Below are 18,577 nucleotides of genomic sequence, written 5' to 3'. Positions count from 1 at the left end.
AAAAAAAAGGATGAAATGCACGTTTTTTTGAATTTTCAAGCAAAAAAAAGTTGTCAGTTAGCCTTTAATTCTTATATTGCGGAACTAAATTTTATGAGCTTACTTAAACATATGGATATGAAAAATGTCTCAAACCTTAAATTTTTAATAGCATTTACGCTTTGTGCTAGCATTGTTAGTTGTAAGCGTTCATCTAATTCTAGTAATGTAGATAGTGCTACTGGTTGGAAAATCAATGATAAAAACGGTGGTTTTCAGTATAACACTAATTTTAAAGAGCAAGAAACACCTCCCGGTACCGCATTTATAGAAGGTGGAACATTCACTATGGGTAAAGTACAAGACGACCCAATGCACGATTGGAACAATACGCCTAATCAGCAACACATTCAGTCGTTTTACATGGACGAGCATGAAGTAACAAATCTTAATTACCTGTTTTATTTAGACTATCTTAAGAATGTATATCCGCCTGAAGATCCAAATTATGCTTTAATCTACAAGGGTGCACTTCCAGACACTTTAGTTTGGAGAAACCGTTTAGGGTATAATGAGATGATGACAGAAAACTACTTGCGTCATCCTGGATATGCCAATTATCCTGTTGTAGGTGTAAGCTGGATACAAGCTGTAGAATATGCCAATTGGAGATCTAACCGTGTTGCGGAAATGTCTTTACAAGAGGCAGGTTATATTAAAAGAGATGCTCACCTCACCGATTTAAATGCTGAAAGTACTTTTGATGTTGATACATACATAAACGCGCCAACCCAAACTTATGGTGGAAACTCAGAAGTATTAGAAGGCGGTAAAAGACGACAACAAACAGATGCCGACGGTAATCCTATTAATGTTTATGCTAATAGAGAATCTGGTTTAATCCCTGTGAAATTCAGACTCCCCACAGAAGCTGAATGGGAGTATGCGGCTTTAGGAATGAGCGAGTTAAGAAGCTACAATGTTTATAGAGGTCGTAAAAAATATCCATGGGATGGTCAGTACACAAGATCAGGTAAGCGTGTTAACCGTGGTGACCAATTAGCTAACTTTAAGCAAGGCAAAGGTGACTATGGTGGAATTGCTGGATGGTCCGATGATGGTGCAGACATTACTGCTGAAGTAAAATCTTATCAACCAAACGATTACGGTTTATATGACATGGCAGGTAACGTCGCCGAATGGGTTGCCGATGTTTATCGTCCTATTGTTGATGACGAATTTAATGACTTTAACTACTACAGAGGTAACGTGTATACCAAAAATGCATTGAACGAAGACGGTACCGTAAAAGTTGTTACTGCTGAAGAGATTGTTTACGATACTTTGAGCAATGGTAAAATCATCGCTAGAAATCTTCCAGGTGAAATTGCAAAAATCCCTGTTGATGATCAAGACACATACCTAAGAACACAGTTTGATAAAAGTGATAACAGAAACTTTAGAGATGGTGACAAGCGTTCTTCACGTTACTACAGAGAGAGTTTTGATGAAGGCGACGATAGAATCGATGAAACTGGAAAAATGTACAACTCGCCAAAGCATAGAGTTGAAATGGATTCTACAGATGGAAAAATGATTAGAGAATATGATAAATCTAATACCAGAACATCTCTTATCAATGATGAAGTAAGAGTCTTTAAAGGAGGTTCTTGGAGAGATAGAGCATATTGGATTGATCCTGCGCAACGTCGTTACTTCCCACAAGATATGGCTACAGACTATATCGGATTTAGATGTGCCGTATCGAGAGTAGGTTCAAAATCCGTAAAATCGCAAAAGAGACGTAATTAGATTTCGATAGGCCCAGCCACCGAAATTGTATTAATATTTTAAAAGTCCTGATAAGTTTTATCAGGACTTTTTTATTTTTAGGCCCATGGACATAGAGACATTATATCAAAAGTTTAAAGCTAGTTCTTCCGTTTCTACGGATACACGGAAAATTAACAAGGATGATATGTATTTTGCGCTTAAGGGTGATAATTTTGATGGTAACCAATTTGTAAGTCAAGCGTTTGAAAATGGTGCTAAATATTGTGTGGTTGATGATGACAAGGCCGTTATAAATACTAATTGCTTTTTAGTTGATGATGTATTAACTACCCTACAACAATTAGCTACATACCATAGAAATGCCATGGGTATCCCAATTATTTCTTTAACTGGAAGTAATGGAAAAACCACGACTAAAGAATTGATCCATGCTGTTTTGTCGACCACCTATAAGGTTAGGGCTACAATAGGCAACCTCAACAATCATATTGGTGTGCCACTCACCTTATTATCATTTACGGAAGACCAAGATTTTGGTATTGTAGAAATGGGTGCGAATCATCAGAAGGAAATCGAGTTTTTGTCCAATATAGCGCTACCAGACTATGGTGTAATCACTAATTTCGGAAAAGCTCATTTAGAAGGCTTTGGTGGTGTTGAAGGTGTTATCAAAGGAAAATCAGAGCTCTACGATTATTTAAGGGATGCTGGGAAAACCGTTTTTATAAATACGGACGACCCAAAGCAGAAAAGGCAAATAGGCAACTACCAAAGGATAATCACCTTTGGAAAAGACGTTGATAATGATTGTGTGGTTGAATTCTCAAAAGCGGATCCTTTTGTGTCCTTAACATATAATGGTACAGACATCCATAGTCAACTTATTGGTGATTATAATTATGGCAATATGGCCATTGCTGTGGCCATGGGACATCATTTTAAGGTATCTACTGAACACATTAAGAAAGGCATTGAAAATTATCAACCCAAGAACAACCGTTCCGAAATCATAAAAATAGGCACTACTCAAATCATTTTGGATGCCTATAACGCCAATCCAACAAGTATGTTGGCTGCACTCAAAAATCTAAAACAACTCCAAGCCGAAACCAAATATCTCTTTTTAGGTGATATGTTTGAATTGGGTGACGAGACCGAACAAGAACATCAAGCTATTGCCGATTTTGCTGAATCGCATTTTGAAGAACACATATACTTGATTGGTGAAAACTTCTATAAGATCGAAACACGCCACCACTCCACTCAAAAATTTACAAATTTTGAAGATTTAAAACCCATGCTTAAAAGTCTTAATCTTGATGATGCCACCTTACTCATCAAAGGTTCGAGAGGTATGGCCTTAGAACGGATTTTGGGGGTGATTTAATTACGTCAATTGTAACATCACCCATTAATTTCCTACAAATAAGTATGATACAAACGACTAGACGTGTTCCTTCTCATGGTCCCATTGATTTTACATACTCTAGGATGGTTATACTTATCTTAGTTGTCGCCTTTATTATTTTATTCTTTTGGAGTAAGTGGGACTCAAAAAGAAATCGATAATTTAGTTTTAATTGGTGATTTCAAGTTAAAGTACTGACTTCTACCCTAAATAGGTAGATTAATTTTTAGCAATTTTTATTTCTTTACCTTACGTTTTTATTAACTTTACAACCATATCTCCTTTAACATTTTAAAGACTATTATCTATCCTGTTATTAATAAATATAAAATGGGAATAAACGTATTACGCTTATTTCATTGTTGGGTGTAATTAGAAATAATAAAATGAATGAATAAAACAATAACTCATATTGATTGCTTTTCAGGACCGGGAGGAATTTGTACTGGTTTTAAAGCCGCAGGTATTGAAACGAAAATTGCGATTGAAAAAGTTGAAAGTTGTGTAGACACTTACAGCCATAATCACCCATCTGTTAGTGTCATTCACAAGGACATTAGAAAGGTCAGTGAAAAGGATATTAAAGAACGCTATAATGGAACGATAGATATTCTTACTTCTGGAATGCCCTGTGAAACATTTAGTACTGCCGGAGCTACCTCCAGAAGTTCGTATGACTTTCGTCAACAATTGTATTCAGAAGCTATACGAATTGCAAAAATTGTTCAAGCTAAGATTATCTTGTTTGAAAATGTTCCGGGCATTCTAAGTAAAAAAGTAGAAAAGGGAGGCAAAAGATTAATTATTGAGGACCTTTTTGATGAACTTTCTTCAAATGGGTACAAGTATTATATACAAACAACTCTAAAGGCAAATGACTTTCAAGTTCCCCAAAAGCGGGAGAGATATTTCATTATTGCCACAAACCAAGAAAACCTAGATTTATCGATCCCTATAGCCAAGCATAATGGAGAAACTACTGTAAAAGATGCCTTTCTTGGATTACCTAAAATCGAAGCTAATGATCCCGTAGAGAGGAAAAAATATAACAAGGGAGAAAGTAAATACACCGAATTATTAAAAGACAATGAATTTTGGAAACTAGGGAAAGACATAAATTCGAAATTGACTTATCATGTCGCTCCTAAACATAGAGCATCAACAATAAAAAGATTTGAGTTAATTGAACCAGGAGAAAACCTGAAAGACTTGTTCTTTAAGTTTCCAAAAGAGGAAGTTGAAGAACTTCAGAAGCAAAAAATTCTTCCTAAAAAATGGTTTATACAACGAAATAAAAGACTTGAATTTAACAAGGTAAGTAAAACTGTCACATCACATTGTCTTGATGAATTAGTCCACCCTAAACTGAATCGAGCTTTAACAGTTAGAGAAGTGGCAAGGCTTCAAAGTTTTCCAGATAATTATCAATTTGTTGGTGGGCCTTTTATATGCCCTCATATGTATGAAACTCAAGATAAATATGAACAAATTGGTGATGCTGTCCCTCCATTATTAGCGTATCATTGGGGGCTGACAATAAAAAAAATACTACAAGGTTAAAAATGAACGATTTTAAAAATTTCTGCATTAGCGAATACAAGAGAATTTTCGAAGAACAATACTCTAGTTCGGAACTTAAAAAACCAGACGATAAAAGAAAATTTGCCCAAAAAAAGGCTATAAAGCTGGCCTCAATTAACGCTATGAAATTATTCCCAAATATTGAACCGGCGGACATTTGGAAAACTATTTACATCTCGCATGTAAATAATGTTTCAGGTATAGTTGATCAAGAAATAATTAGAAAAGTTATTTCGGCTGATAACAGTTGGAAAAAATCTAGTGGCCATGCCTTTGAGGAAATGATTAGAGATATCGGGAACCTGCACCTGAAGGAGCATAACATTAAACTACTTCTACAAAAAGAATTAAGCTACGAATTACACAACGACAATGTAATTAATGAGGTTCGAGATATCAGTTGGCTAAAAGAGCAAATAAGCACAAGTATTTTTGACTTATATCTAGCTATCGAAAAAGATGGGAAGTTTTTAATTTATGGCTGTATTCAATCAAAAACATCCATTAGAGATAGGGTTACTCGGGATAGGGAACCATCTATTAATGCAATGAAAGCATTTTTCGTTTCGTTTGCTATTGTTTTAGATGGAGACTTTTTGAGATTACCAAAATTTCAAAATATGGTAAATGGAAACAGTCCCGAGTTTGATATAAATGGTTGGCATAATATGTATGTTCTTACAAACTCAAATATTGATAACGATAGAATTAAAACCATTGATATTAGTATGGAATCATTTGTAAATGACTGTATCATAAGTTCTGAATATTGGACAAATCAAAGACAGTGGTTAGATCATAAATGGAAACCATAAAACTACACCCAACAATGTATAGTGGATAGTACCCCCTGAAAGCTATGACATCATATACTGAACGTTGAAAAAGAATCAAATTTTGTCATCGTAAGTTCAGAAATCGAGCGTTTTTCTATAAAAATACTTGCTGCTTATAAATATTATGATCAGACATATTAATATAAGTCAATTCTTCTATTAAATCGGTCTCCAATTCTCTATTTCACCTCTATAATAAATTGACGGTAGAACGCATACATTTGTTGTTTTACACGCAATCTGCACGCAATTTTAGCAGTTTTTTGGCACTTTTTAGCAGTTTTTCAAGGAATTTTTTATGGAGTTGAAATCTCCTGAGGCCAGTGCCTGCGCCCAATAACAACAATATGTTTGGCTTATGTAAGGTGGGCTTGGCCCACCGAAGCTTGCCTTCCATCATTTTGATTGAAGAAAATAGAAGTAAAATAAAATGCTCGCCTTCGTTTCCTTAAAGTGGAAACTTCGGCGAGCGAAGGTGGGTCATACTGGATTCGAACCAGTGACTTCTACCCTGTCAAGGTAACACTCTAAACCAACTGAGTTAATGACCCGATTTAGTTTCAAAAATAATAATTATTCCTCACTAATTAACTTCTCAATCATCTTTCTGCTTTTCCATCTTTTAATGCCCATTTCTCTTTTTATAGCAAGTGACCTAGTACTATATTCTTCATGATATTTTAGTTTCCAATCTTTAGCTCTTGATGTAAAGCCTTTTTTACTTACCAAATGCCTTTCTAACCTATCTTCAATTTCGTTTGTTGACCCAACATAATATCTATTAAGATTCTCAGAAAATAAAATATAGGTATAAAACTTCATAAATAATAAAAAATAAAGGCTTCCAAGTTTGGAAGCCTTTGGTGGGCGCGAAGGGATTCGAACCCCTGACCCCTTGGGTGTAAACCAAGTGCTCTGAACCAACTGAGCTACGCGCCCGATTTTTTTCTCAATCAGGATTCGGAAACCTGATCCTCCCGATGTAATCGGGATGCTCTGAACCAACTGAGCTACGCGCCCTAATGATTGTCCTAATAACAATCGGGATGCAAATATAGACTAGTTTTTAAAATCTCAAAAGGATTTTTATAAAAAAATCAAATTATTTCAGCAACCACAAACGTACTGCCACCAACGTAAATTAAATCATCTTCCTCAGCCTTCTTTAGCGCCATTTTATAGGCCATTTCAACACTTTCAAAAGCTTTGCCAATCCGACCATCTTTCTTAGAAATATGCGCTAACCGTTCAGCATCCATACCACGTTGGATATTCGGTTTACAGAAATAATAGTGGGCATCCTTAGGCAGTAAAGGAACAATAGAATCTAAATCCTTTTCATTAACAATACCAAACACAATATGCAATTGGTTAAACGTCTCCGTTTGCAACTGTTTCATCACATAAGTCAGCCCTTCTTTGTTATGCGCCGTATCGCAAATTACCTTAGGGTTCTGCCGCAACACCTGCCAACGCCCTTGTAAACCCGTATTTGCAACAACATTGTGAAGGCCGTTTTTTAATTGCCTATCGGAAACTTTAAAGCTCATCTGCCTTAAAAGTCTTACGGATTGTATTACCGCTTTAATATTGTGGTGTTGGTAGCTTCCTTTTAAATCGCTTTCTAGCGGTTCACCAATTAATTGATCGGCAAAATAAATATCGGAGCCATTCCTATGGGCTTTAGCGTTAAAAACAGCTTGGGTTTCAGGCTGTGTTTGTCCAATCACTACAGGAATATCCTTTTTGATGATTCCTGCTTTTTCACCTGCAATTTTTTCTAGTGTATTCCCGAGAAACTGCATATGGTCTAAACCAATATTGGTAATAATGGATAGTTCTGGTGTGATGATATTTGTAGAATCTAAGCGTCCTCCCATCCCCACTTCAACCACAGCGATATCTATATCTTGTTTAGCAAAATAATCGAAGGCCATTCCTACGGTCATTTCAAAAAAGGATAGGTCATTAGCTTCAAAGAACAACTTATTTCGTTTGATAAAACCAATCACAAACTGTTTATTAATGACTTTACCATTAATACGTATACGTTCTCTAAAATCCTTTAAATGTGGGGAAGTATATAAACCGACTTTATAACCTGCTTCCTGAAGTACGGAAGCTAGCATATGACTAGTAGAGCCTTTACCGTTAGTGCCAGCAATATGAATGGATTTAAACTGTTTTTCTGGGTGATTGAGATACTCTGAAAGCTTTATAGTGTTTGATAAATCTTCCTTATAGGCCACTTTACCTTTGTTTTGATACATTGGAAGCTGTTGAAACATCCAATGGATTGTATCTTGGTAATTCATGGACTATTGACCTACATCAAAATTAATACTTACAAAACCAATCTGTTTTGCTGGTGCATCTGCATCAGCTGGCCATTTGTGGGATAATGCTATTTTCTTAGCCGGTTCTAATAGACAGGGATGTGTATTGGTTGTTCCTCTAATGCCTGGCTCTGCCTTTATCACTTTTCCTTGTCTGTTGACTTCTATTCGCACAACGACTAAACCATATTCATTACAGTCTTGTTTATAGATACGTTTTGATGGTCGTCCTCTTCCTCCTAATCCATATCCAACGCCTCCTTTACCTGGTCCAGAACCACCAAAATAACTTGGCGCATATGGGTCTCCATCTAGTTGCCCTTTATTTCCTCCTCGGTCATCTGGCCCTTCACCACCGTCATCACTACCACTCGAGTTCTTTACACCACCAATAAGATTATCGAGTTTTTTCCTTTTTTCGGCCTCCTCACGTCTCTTTCGTTCTTCGGCTTCCCGCTTTTCACGCTCTATGCGTTCAGCTTCAGCCTTAGCTTTAGCTTCTGCTTCTTTTTGTTTTTTAATAGCAATGGCTTCGGCATTATCTTCCGTCATCACCTCTTCTGCTTTGGTCGAAGTTTCTGTGGGTTGGGCTTCTGAAGTTTCGGGTTGTGGTTCATCTACAACTTTTTCTTCAACCGCTTTTCTCGGTTGGGCCAAAGGTCTATTACCACTTCCAAAATCTGTATTTCCAAAGTTAACGGCGACACCATATTCATCTGGTGGATCTAAATACTGAGGCCCAACAAAAAATAACAACAAAAACAGAATCAAAGCAATTAATGCGGTGATTCTTGCTGAATTACGTTGATGTTTGGTCTCGAAATATTTCATCTTAAATAAACTTTAAGTCGTGTAGTTTCAAAAATGATGCCGTTTAGTTGGGCTTCACCGCCAATATAACTTTAAACTTATTCCTATTGGCAATATCCATCACCTTTACAACATTTTCGACAGGTACTGATTTTTCGGCTCTTAGTACAATGGTGGGTTGTTCTTGATCGGCTAAAATCGATACCAATTGACTCTCCAGAACACTTTCGCCAACACGCTTCTGATCGATATAATAGGTTAAATCCTTTTTAATACTTACCGCTGTGGACTTTTTATTCTGGGTCTTACCGCTCGCTTTTGGTAATATGATATCTATGGCATTAGTGGTCACCAATGTCGATGCAATCATAAAAAAGATCAGCAACAAGAATACAATATCGGTCATGGATGCCATATTGAACTCTGGTGTGACTTTATTTCGTCCTCTAATGTTCATATTAGATAGGTTCGTTTAGGTGATCTAAAAACTCTACAGAATTCGCTTCCATCTGGTAAACGACCTTATTGGTTCTTACAACAACATGATTATAGGCAACATAGGCTATAATCCCTACGATAAGTCCGCCAACCGTTGTGGTCATTGCCGTATATAAGCCACTTGCCAGTACATCCATTTGAATGGTTCCACCGGCATTTGCTAATTCAAAAATGGATAAGATCATCCCTACAACCGTGCCTAAGAATCCTATCATTGGTGCCACGCCAGATATAGTTGCCAAAATACTAACGTTTTTTTCTAAACTATAAATCTCTAAACGACCAGCATTTTCAATAGCTGTGTTAATATCTTCAAGAGGTTTCCCAATTCTGGTAATACCTTTTGCTATTAATCTTGAAACTGGCGAATTTTGCTGTGCACAAAGCATTTGGGCAGAATCAATCTTACCATGACTCACATGGTCTTTTATTTGATTCATAAAGTTTGAATCTACCTTAGACGCTGCTTTAATAGCAAAAATACGTTCAAAATAAATATAGGTCGCTACAATAAGCAGCAGGAATAAGATAAGAATGATCACCATTCCTGAACTGCCTCCGCTTGTAATTAACTCAATAATCGATAGGGTTTTTTCAACTTGTTCACCATCAGGTAACGCCTCTACCTCATCTTGAATATTACTTAGTAATATCATATAATAAGTTTTAAGTTTAAAAGTTTCTGTAAGTTATAACGTTAAGATTTTCACTTAAGTATATTAGAAAATCGCTCTTGTCACCATGAAAGCGACAGCACCAGCCACAAAGCCAATAAGTGCGAGCCAAGCTATTTTCTTTAAATACCAGAAAAAGTCGATCTTTTCCATACCCATAGCAACCACACCTGCGGCAGACCCAATAATGAGCATACTACCTCCTGTACCAGCTGAATACGCTATAAAATGCCACAATTCGTTATCAAGAGGTTCTGAGAACATTCCCAAACTCGCAGCAACTAATGGTACATTGTCAATAACAGCAGAGCCAACACCGAGCAATAAGACTACTAAATCGGAAACACCTTCACCATGTAATTCAGTACCCAACATTGGCATAGTGTCTTGTAAGGTATTAGCAAATCCAAATAGGATACCTAACGATTCTAAAGCAGCTACTGCCATTAAGATTCCTAAGAAGAATAATATACTGGGTAATTCAATTTTTGATAATGAATAATGTACAGGACTATGGCTTGCATGCTCATGATGTTCCTCAGAAACTGCTGTTGAAATAGCAAATTTTGAGTTACTGTAAACCTCTGCAAAAATAGCCACTACACCTAAAGATAACATCATGCCAACATAAGGCGGTAAATGGGTAATCACTTTAAAAATTGGCACAAAAACAATAGCGCCTAGTCCCAAGAACAACATTGTAGAACTGAATTTACTTTTTGGTTTGTCATCGGCCGCTTGTAGTTCTAGATCTCCTTTAAAGGGCTTTAAAAGCGATGCAATAAATGTAGGCACCACCATACACAACAATGATGGTATAAAAAGATAAACAAATAATTTACCTGTTGATACTTTATCTCCAATCCAAAGCATTGTCGTGGTAACATCACCTATTGGAGACCATGCACCTCCAGCGTTAGCCGCAATAATTATTAAGCCCGCATACCAAATCCTAACATCTCTATCCTTAACAATCTTTTGAAGAATAGATATTAAAACAATAGTGGCTGTAAGGTTATCAATGATAGCAGAAAGCACGAATGCTAAAATGGAGAACATCCACAATAATTTCTTTCGGCTATTAAACTTTACGGCAGATTTAATTGTAGAAAACCCATCAAAGTAGTCTATGATTTCTACTATGGTCATTGCTCCTAGAAGAAACACTAGTATTTCGGCTGTTTTGCCTAGATGATGAAGTAAGGTTTCTTCCATGAGATGCATTTTCTCCTCATGACCCAATAAACCGAAATTATCCATTAGACTATGCTTCGCCGAATCGAACCATTGCGAAAAGTCATCAATACCCAGGGAAATCAATGCCCAACATATAGCCATCATTACCAGAGCAGGTATCAACTTATCGATTTTGATATTATGTTCTAATGTTATGGCTAAATAACCAAAAACAAATACAAGAATTATAACGGTTTCCATAGTAAAAGGATATTTTATATTAGTTGTCTGAGCGCAATTTCAAAAGCGGTTTCACTAATACCAACATGATGTGGATTGTTCTTTTTGACTTCTCTTATTGCTTTTTTAATCACTTTTGATGTATCATTAAAGATGGCTTCATCAGTCATTTGTACTTTGCGCTCCATAAAATAGGCAAAAACTCTAGCCATCCCACAATTTGAAATAAAATCTGGGATTAAACTTACCTTTTGGTCTGTATGCTCCATAATAGGTCCAAAGAAAATTTCCTTATCTGCAAATGGCACATTTGCTCCACAGGTAATAACTTCGAGTCCAGTATCAATCATCTGATCAATCTGTTTTTTAGTGATTAATCGTGATGCTGCACAAGGTGCAAAAACTTCTGTTTCTAAAGACCAAATTTGTTCGTTAATATCTGCAAAGGGTATAAGATCATCTGCAACTAAGGTATTTCCACTTTTGTTTAGATAAAGTTCGGTAATCTCCTTGAAAGAGAACCCTTCTGCTTTTATTAAACCACCCTCTTTGTCTAATATTCCCACAACTTTTGCACCCATCTGGGCAAAATAAAAAGCCGCTGAAGCACCTACATTTCCAAACCCTTGAACCACAACACGTTTCCCTTTAATAGTACTTCCATAAGTAGTGTAAAAATGTTTCGCAGCAACTGCCACACCATAACCCGTAATCATGTCTGCTACTGTATATTTTCTGGAAACATCTGGTGAATACTTTGGGTTTTCAATCACTTTGATAACCCCTTGCCTTAATTGGCCTATTCTATTGATTTTATCGGCTTGTGTGGGTTTAAAATGTCCTTCAAAAACACCTTCTTGCGGATGCCATACACCGCTCTCTTCTGTTATAGGAATGACTTCGTGAATTTCATCTACATTTAAATCCCCTCCCGTACCATAGTAGCTTTTTAATAATGGTGACACCGCTGCGTACCATCGCTCTAAAACTCCTTTTTTTCTAGGGTCGTGCGGATCGAAATTAATGCCAGACTTTGCACCTCCTATTGATGGCCCAGATACTGTAAACTTTACCTCCATAGTTTTGGCAAGGGACAGCACCTCATTTCTATCCAAGCCTTTTCGCATTCTTGTGCCACCTCCGGCAGCACCACCTCTTAGTGAATTTATAACGACCCAACCTTCAGCATCGGTTTCTGGATCATTCCAATGAAAAACTATTTCGGGAGATTTATTTTCGAACTTGTGAAGTAATTCCTTTATCAATTTGTGGTAATTAGTTAGCCATAACAAATATAAAAAACTCTAATACCTAAAAGTGAATTAAATATTAATTTTAAGTCTTGGTATTTAAAATTTTCCCTGAGGAATGGTCTTTGCTTGCTCCAGTGACACTTTTTAGGCAGTTAATCTCATTTCTCTCCTTAAGAACTCCTAATAAACCAAACACTAGTGCTTCTTTAAATTCAATGATTTCTTTACTTGGAACGATAATTTTAGATGTTGATAGTACTATAATTCTATGCATTAAAAAATCATTGTAAGCGCCACCTCCCGTAACTAAAACATTAGTATTTTCCGTATTTAAAACTTTTGAGATTTGAATCGCTACATGCTCCACAACTGTTCTTAGTATATCTATGATTTGGATATTATACGATTCAATAATTGGGTATATCTCTTTTTTCACCCATTCTAAACCCAAAGACTTCGGTGGGAGTTGATTGTAAAAATCAAGTTTATTTAACTGTTGCAATAAATTCTCATCAACAACTCCTCTTGATGCTAATTGCCCTTTATCATCGAATTCTAAATTTAATTGCTTCACATATTTATTCAAAACGATATTTACAGGGCAAATATCATAGGCAATCCGTTTACCCTTATTTTCAAACGATACATTAGCAAAGCCCCCCAAGTTTAAACAGAAATCGTAATCGCTAAATAGCAATCGGTCGCCAATTGGCACTAAAGGCGCACCTTGCCCACCAAGTTGAACATCCTGAACCCTGAAATCGCAAATCACTTTTATGTTGAGGCTATCGGCTAAAATTTGGCGATTTCCAATTTGATACGTAATTCCTTTATCTGGTTGATGCAATGCTGTATGGCCATGCGATGCTACAAAATCGATTTCCTTTAAGTTATTCCTATTAATAAAATCTAAAATAGTTGAGGCTAAATATTTCGAATAATCAATATCAATTTCATGTAAATTCACTAAAGGTTTATCTACTAATTGACTTAAAGTCGATACCCATAAAGTTGAGTATTTTACAGTTTCTGATTGGTGAATTTTAAATGTCCAATGACCATTACATATATAAGTTGCATAAATGATATCAATACCATCTAAAGATGTCCCAGACATCACTGCAATAACATTGTATTTAGATTTTGCCATATTAGTAAAAATAACATTCCTTATTGAAAATACAGCAAGAAAGAGTTATCTTTGCATGAATTTTTTAACAAATCAATAATCAATTTACCTTATGGATTTTAGCTTAACTGAAGAACATTTAATGATTAGAGATGCAGCCAGAGATTTTGCACAGACCGAACTTCTTCCTGGTGTCATAGAGCGTGATAATACACAAACATTTCCCGATGAATTAGTTCGTAAAATGGGTGAGCTCGGGTTTATGGGCATTATGGTAGACCCTAAGTATGGTGGTAGCGGTATGGATGCTATTTCTTATGTGTTGATCATGGAAGAATTATCCAAGATTGATGCTTCGGCTTCTGTTATGGTATCTGTAAATAATTCGTTGGTTTGTTATGGGCTAGAGGCTTTTGGAACAGAAGCTCAAAAAGAGAAGTATCTGACTAAGCTGGCTACTGGCGAGCAAATTGGTGCTTTCTGTTTAAGTGAACCAGAAGCTGGTAGTGATGCTACATCCCAAAAAACCACAGCTATTGATATGGGAGACCATTATATCCTCAATGGTACTAAAAACTGGATTACAAATGGTGGTCGCTCTGATGTGTATTTGGTTATTGCACAGACGGACAAGGAAAAAGGACATCGTGGAATTAATGCCTTTATTCTTGAAAAAGGGATGCCCGGATTTGATATTGGGCCAAAAGAAGATAAACTAGGTATTCGTGGAAGTGATACCCATACACTTCAATTCAATGACGTAAAAGTTCCTAAAGAAAATAGAATTGGTGAAGATGGCTTTGGGTTTAAGTTTGCCATGAAAACACTTTCTGGTGGTAGAATAGGAATTGCAGCCCAGGCTTTGGGCATTGCCTCTGGTGCTTACGAACTTGCCTTAAAATATTCAAAAGAACGAAAAGCTTTTGGTACAGAAATTGCAAATCATCAAGCCATTGCATTTAAACTTGCTGACATGTATACTGAAATTGAAGCTGCTCGTATGTTAGTAATGAAAGCTGCTTGGGATAAGGACCAAGGGAACAATTACGACATGTCTAGTGCTATGGCAAAGCTTTATGCCAGTAAAGTAGCGATGGAACAAACTGTTGAAGCTGTACAAATACATGGCGGTAATGGTTTTGTAAAAGAATACCACGTAGAGCGTTTAATGCGTGACGCCAAAATTACCCAAATATATGAGGGTACTTCTGAGATACAGAAAATTGTAATCTCTAGAGGCGTTATAAAAGGATAGTCGTAATCCACACATAAAAACATAAAAAAACCGAGTACTCTACTCGGTTTTTTTAGTTTATTCTGAAAATAATTGATAGGTCTGCCTAGCTATCTCCAATTCTTCATTTGTTGGTATGACCAAAACTTTCACCTTGGAACTGTCTTTGCTGATCTCTGTGACGCCTTTAGGCAATGATTCATTCTTTTCGTCATCCAATCCAATTCCAAAGGCATTCATCTCAGAGCAAACCATTTTTCTTATCAATCCTGAATTTTCACCAATCCCCGCAGTAAAAACAATACAATCTAATCCATTCATTGCCGCAATATAAGACCCTATGTACTTCTTAATTCTGTACGCCTTCATATCTAGTGCGAGTTTACAGTTAGCATTTCCTTTCTCTGCTTCGGCAATTATATCTCGTAAATCACTGTATCCCGTTAGCCCAAGTAATCCACTTTTTGATTGCAGTATCTCTTTAACATCCTCAAGCTTATAGTTTAAGGTGTTAACCAGATAGAAAATTAAAGAGTGGTCTATATCTCCAGAACGTGTTCCCATAACCAAGCCATTAAATGGTGCAAATCCTAAGCTATGATCTATACTTTTGCCATTTTTAACAGCAGTAATACTACAACCATTTCCGAGATGTATAGAAATGATTTTTGCATCTTTTATCCTTAAATGTTCCTCCGCCACTTCAGAAACATATTTATGACTAGTACCGTGAAATCCGTAAACCCTAACATGGTGTTTTTCATAAAACTCGTTAGAAATGGCATATTTATGGGCTCTAAGTGGTATAGTTTGATGAAAGGCCGTATCAAAAACTGCAGCCTGTTTTGCTCCTGTAAAAATGGTCTCTGCAACTTCAATTCCAGCTAAGTTTGAAGGATTATGAAGTGGGGCCAGATTAAAAAATTCTTTAATTTTTGATTTCACCTCATGATGGATCTCTACCGTAGAACTAAAAGTATGTCCTCCATGAACTACGCGATGTCCAACAGCTTCAATCTCTTCAACAGATTTAACTTCACCATTAACCTTATCGATTAAGATATTAACCACAATCTCCAATGCTTCAGTATGACTTGAAATTTTGACTGACCTGTCTATTTTAATTTTAGAAGACTGATGCTTAATATGGGCATTAATACTTCCTATTCGCTCTACCATACCAGAGCAAATAACGATTTCTTCAGGCATTGAAAATAACTGGTATTTCACAGAAGAACTGCCTGTATTTAATACGAGTACTTTCATAATTATTCTACTTAATCTTGAGCTTGGATGGCTGTAATAATAATTGTATTAAATATATCATCTACAGAACATCCTCTACTCAAATCATTAATGGGTTTGTTGAGTCCTTGAAGCATGGGCCCTATGGCCAAAGCACCTGTCTCTCTCTGTACAGCTTTATAGGTATTGTTGCCTGTATTTAAATCTGGAAATATTAAGACACTGGCCTGTCCAGCCACCTCTGAATTTGGTAGTTTCTTCTGTCCAATAGATGGGTCTACGGCAGCATCATATTGTATAGGGCCTTCAATTTTTAATTCAGGACGTTTTTGCTTCACAATAGCCGTAGCCTTTTTAACCGTTTCTACGTCTTCACCTTTTCCTGAAATTCCTGATGAATAGGAGAGCATTGCTATTTTCGGTTCAATACCAAAAGCGATACTAGAATCTGCGGATGCAATGGCAATTTCAGATAGTTCTTCAGCTGTTGGATTTGGATTTATAGCACAATCTCCAAAAACACTAACCCTATCTTCTAGACACATAAAAAAAACGGATGAAACCACTGAAAAACCAGGTTTAGTTTTAATAAACTGTAATGCAGGCCTTATAGTATGTTGTGTGGTGTGTGCCGCTCCAGAAACCATACCATCAGCGTACTTTTTATAAACCATCATTGTCCCGAAATAGGAAACATCTCTCATAAGGTCTTCGGCGGTTGCTGGACTCAATCCCTTATGTTTTCGCAGCTCAAATAACGTTTGAGTAAAATCTTCTAAATATTCAGAATCTTCAGGGTTGATAATTGGTGTTTTCTCAAAATCAAAAGAAATATTTAGACGTTCTACTGAAGCTGCTACTTTATCTGGATGGCCTAAAATAGTTAAATCAAGAATATCCAACTCCTGAATCTTTGAAGCAGCAATAAGTACACGGTCGTCATTTCCTTCTGGAAGCACAATGTGTTTGCGTTCTTGCATTGCCCGTTTCATAAGATAGTATTGAAACATTCGAGGAGTCATGGCTTTATTCACTTCATAGGATTCTAAATGGGTCATAAGTTCTTCAACATCAACATATTTCTCAAACATATCTATAGACATTCTGATTTTATTAGTATTTGTAGCATAAATATGAGAGCGTACATTGGCTAATTGAGACGCTATATTAAATGTTGGTTCTTGTACAGCTACAATGGGTATTATTTTTTCCAATCCTTCAATTAACCTTATAACAGAATCGGATAATTCCATTTCACCACTAAGTACTACTCCTGCCAAACTGGGATAGTTAGCAGAAATATGAGCTTGAAGACTTCCCATTAAAATATCCTCACGATCTGCAGGAGTGACAATAACGGCATCCTCGGTAAGGTGCTTCAAGAAATGTTGCAAATGCATTGCTCCAATAGCAATTTCACCAGTTGGTCTGTCTAGTATATCATTCCCAAAAAGGACTTCGGCCTTAATAAAGTCTGATAGCTCTTTCATCGTTGGATTCTTAAGCTTTTCGTTAATCGGAATAGAATTTACTATCATAGTATTTGGGAGGCTAGACTCAAGACTTTGCTCTATAAACTCCATTTCCTCTTCACGCACTTTATTTGCTATAACAGAAACAACATTAACATCCTTTTGTATAAAAGAATCGTATGTTAATTGCAAACTGTCCATAAATGATTCTACAGGCTTATCTAAAACTCCAGAAATAATGATAACAGGAATCCCCAAGTTCTTTGCAATAAGAATATTTAAATCCAATTCTATAATAGAACTAAAATGGGAAAAATCACTGCCTTCAACAATTACAAAATCAAATGATTCTTCAAGTTTCTTATATTTTGTAATAATAGTCTCTAGGATTATTTCTCTATTTCCGTTGCTCCATTGTTTAACGAGCTCCTTATTAGAATAACCAAAGGCATCATCATACTCTATATCAATAGAAAAATATGATAAAATGGTATTGATGTGGTTATCTTTTAATCCATTTTCGGTAGATTCTATTATTGGACGGAAATAGCCAACTTTAGGCTTATGTCTTAATAGGGCATTCATTAAACCAATAGTAAGAATTGACTTACCACTGTCAGGTCCATTTGAAGCAATATATATAGCTTTGTTCATAGTAGGAACTTCGATATCGTAGTAAAAAATTATTGGGGAAGATACCAAAATAAATTTTCAGAATTCTCATATATAATGTGAAGAAAACGATAAAAATATAATTATTAATCTTGAGGGAAAACTCAAGTAGTAAAATAAAGAAAAAGGTCTTGTCTTAAAACAAAAAGGCGGCGACCTATCGATGACGCTTCCAAACGCTTTGCATTTGTGAAGGTCACGATCTAGACCAGCGGTGCTGCGTCTACGACCCTCATTACC

At 36.2% G+C, this 18,577-nt stretch carries 15 protein-coding genes and 2 tRNA genes; 5 read left to right on the top strand and 12 right to left on the bottom strand.

Annotated elements, in window-relative coordinates; genetic code table 11:
- The first annotated feature begins 111 nt into the window (after positions 1 to 111).
- From gldJ to Q0972_RS06370, 4 genes are all read left to right on the top strand, one after another.
- Positions 112 to 1,791, top strand: coding sequence for a gliding motility lipoprotein GldJ (gldJ, locus tag Q0972_RS06385; protein WP_299363961.1), 1,680 nt, complete (start codon positions 112 to 114; stop codon positions 1,789 to 1,791).
- A gap of 85 nt (positions 1,792 to 1,876) precedes the next feature.
- Positions 1,877 to 3,160: a UDP-N-acetylmuramoyl-tripeptide--D-alanyl-D-alanine ligase gene (gene murF / locus Q0972_RS06380; protein ID WP_299363930.1), complete on the top strand. Its 1,284-nt coding sequence runs from the start codon at positions 1,877 to 1,879 to the stop codon at positions 3,158 to 3,160.
- Between the two features lie 411 nt (positions 3,161 to 3,571).
- Positions 3,572 to 4,741, top strand: coding sequence for a DNA cytosine methyltransferase (locus Q0972_RS06375; RefSeq protein ID WP_299363927.1), 1,170 nt, complete (start codon positions 3,572 to 3,574; stop codon positions 4,739 to 4,741).
- Between the two features lie 2 nt (positions 4,742 to 4,743).
- Complete coding sequence (locus Q0972_RS06370; RefSeq protein ID WP_299363926.1) at positions 4,744 to 5,577, top strand: BsaWI family type II restriction enzyme; 834 nt, start codon at positions 4,744 to 4,746, stop codon at positions 5,575 to 5,577.
- Positions 5,578 to 6,074: 497 nt separating this feature from the next.
- Here Q0972_RS06370 and Q0972_RS06365 read toward each other — a convergent pair.
- The 10 genes from Q0972_RS06365 to Q0972_RS06320 form a co-directional block, all read right to left on the bottom strand.
- A tRNA-Val gene (locus Q0972_RS06365) sits at positions 6,075 to 6,149 on the bottom strand.
- A 22-nt stretch (positions 6,150 to 6,171) separates the two neighbouring features.
- On the bottom strand, positions 6,172 to 6,420 hold the full coding sequence (locus Q0972_RS06360) for a GIY-YIG nuclease family protein (protein WP_299363924.1): 249 nt from the start codon (positions 6,418 to 6,420) through the stop codon (positions 6,172 to 6,174).
- A gap of 39 nt (positions 6,421 to 6,459) precedes the next feature.
- Positions 6,460 to 6,537, bottom strand: a tRNA-Val gene (locus tag Q0972_RS06355).
- 158 nt (positions 6,538 to 6,695) lie between these two features.
- Positions 6,696 to 7,913, bottom strand: a complete 1,218-nt coding sequence (locus Q0972_RS06350) for a folylpolyglutamate synthase/dihydrofolate synthase family protein (protein WP_299363923.1) — start codon at positions 7,911 to 7,913, stop codon at positions 6,696 to 6,698.
- A gap of 3 nt (positions 7,914 to 7,916) precedes the next feature.
- A complete protein-coding gene (locus Q0972_RS06345; protein ID WP_299363921.1) occupies positions 7,917 to 8,765 on the bottom strand; it encodes an energy transducer TonB in 849 nt (282 codons plus the stop codon).
- Between the two features lie 43 nt (positions 8,766 to 8,808).
- Positions 8,809 to 9,201: a biopolymer transporter ExbD gene (locus Q0972_RS06340; protein ID WP_299363919.1), complete on the bottom strand. Its 393-nt coding sequence runs from the start codon at positions 9,199 to 9,201 to the stop codon at positions 8,809 to 8,811.
- Between the two features lies 1 nt (position 9,202).
- Positions 9,203 to 9,898 carry a MotA/TolQ/ExbB proton channel family protein gene (locus tag Q0972_RS06335; RefSeq protein WP_299363917.1) on the bottom strand — a complete coding sequence of 232 codons (696 nt, stop codon included), beginning with the start codon at positions 9,896 to 9,898 and terminating at the stop codon, positions 9,203 to 9,205.
- A gap of 63 nt (positions 9,899 to 9,961) precedes the next feature.
- Positions 9,962 to 11,353: a sodium:proton antiporter NhaD gene (nhaD, locus tag Q0972_RS06330; protein ID WP_299363915.1), complete on the bottom strand. Its 1,392-nt coding sequence runs from the start codon at positions 11,351 to 11,353 to the stop codon at positions 9,962 to 9,964.
- 14 nt (positions 11,354 to 11,367) lie between these two features.
- On the bottom strand, positions 11,368 to 12,594 hold the full coding sequence (locus tag Q0972_RS06325; RefSeq protein ID WP_299363958.1) for a Glu/Leu/Phe/Val dehydrogenase dimerization domain-containing protein: 1,227 nt from the start codon (positions 12,592 to 12,594) through the stop codon (positions 11,368 to 11,370).
- 73 nt (positions 12,595 to 12,667) lie between these two features.
- Complete coding sequence (locus tag Q0972_RS06320; protein WP_299363913.1) at positions 12,668 to 13,735, bottom strand: anhydro-N-acetylmuramic acid kinase; 1,068 nt, start codon at positions 13,733 to 13,735, stop codon at positions 12,668 to 12,670.
- A 91-nt stretch (positions 13,736 to 13,826) separates the two neighbouring features.
- Here Q0972_RS06320 and Q0972_RS06315 point away from each other — a divergent pair, with 91 nt between their 5' ends.
- A complete protein-coding gene (locus Q0972_RS06315) occupies positions 13,827 to 14,969 on the top strand; it encodes an acyl-CoA dehydrogenase (protein WP_299363910.1) in 1,143 nt (380 codons plus the stop codon).
- Between the two features lie 57 nt (positions 14,970 to 15,026).
- Here the strand turns inward: Q0972_RS06315 and Q0972_RS06310 are convergent, their stop codons facing one another.
- Together Q0972_RS06310 and pta are read right to left on the bottom strand one after the other, a co-directional pair.
- Positions 15,027 to 16,214: an acetate/propionate family kinase gene (locus tag Q0972_RS06310; protein ID WP_299363908.1), complete on the bottom strand. Its 1,188-nt coding sequence runs from the start codon at positions 16,212 to 16,214 to the stop codon at positions 15,027 to 15,029.
- 11 nt (positions 16,215 to 16,225) lie between these two features.
- On the bottom strand, positions 16,226 to 18,319 hold the full coding sequence (pta, locus tag Q0972_RS06305) for a phosphate acetyltransferase (RefSeq protein WP_299363906.1): 2,094 nt from the start codon (positions 18,317 to 18,319) through the stop codon (positions 16,226 to 16,228).
- Between the last annotated feature and the right edge of the window lie 258 nt (positions 18,320 to 18,577).

It is taken from the genome of Winogradskyella sp., from assembly GCF_028282165.1.
GTDB lineage: Bacteria > Bacteroidota > Bacteroidia > Flavobacteriales > Flavobacteriaceae > Winogradskyella.
This window is presented reverse-complemented; position numbering and strand designations above follow the sequence as displayed.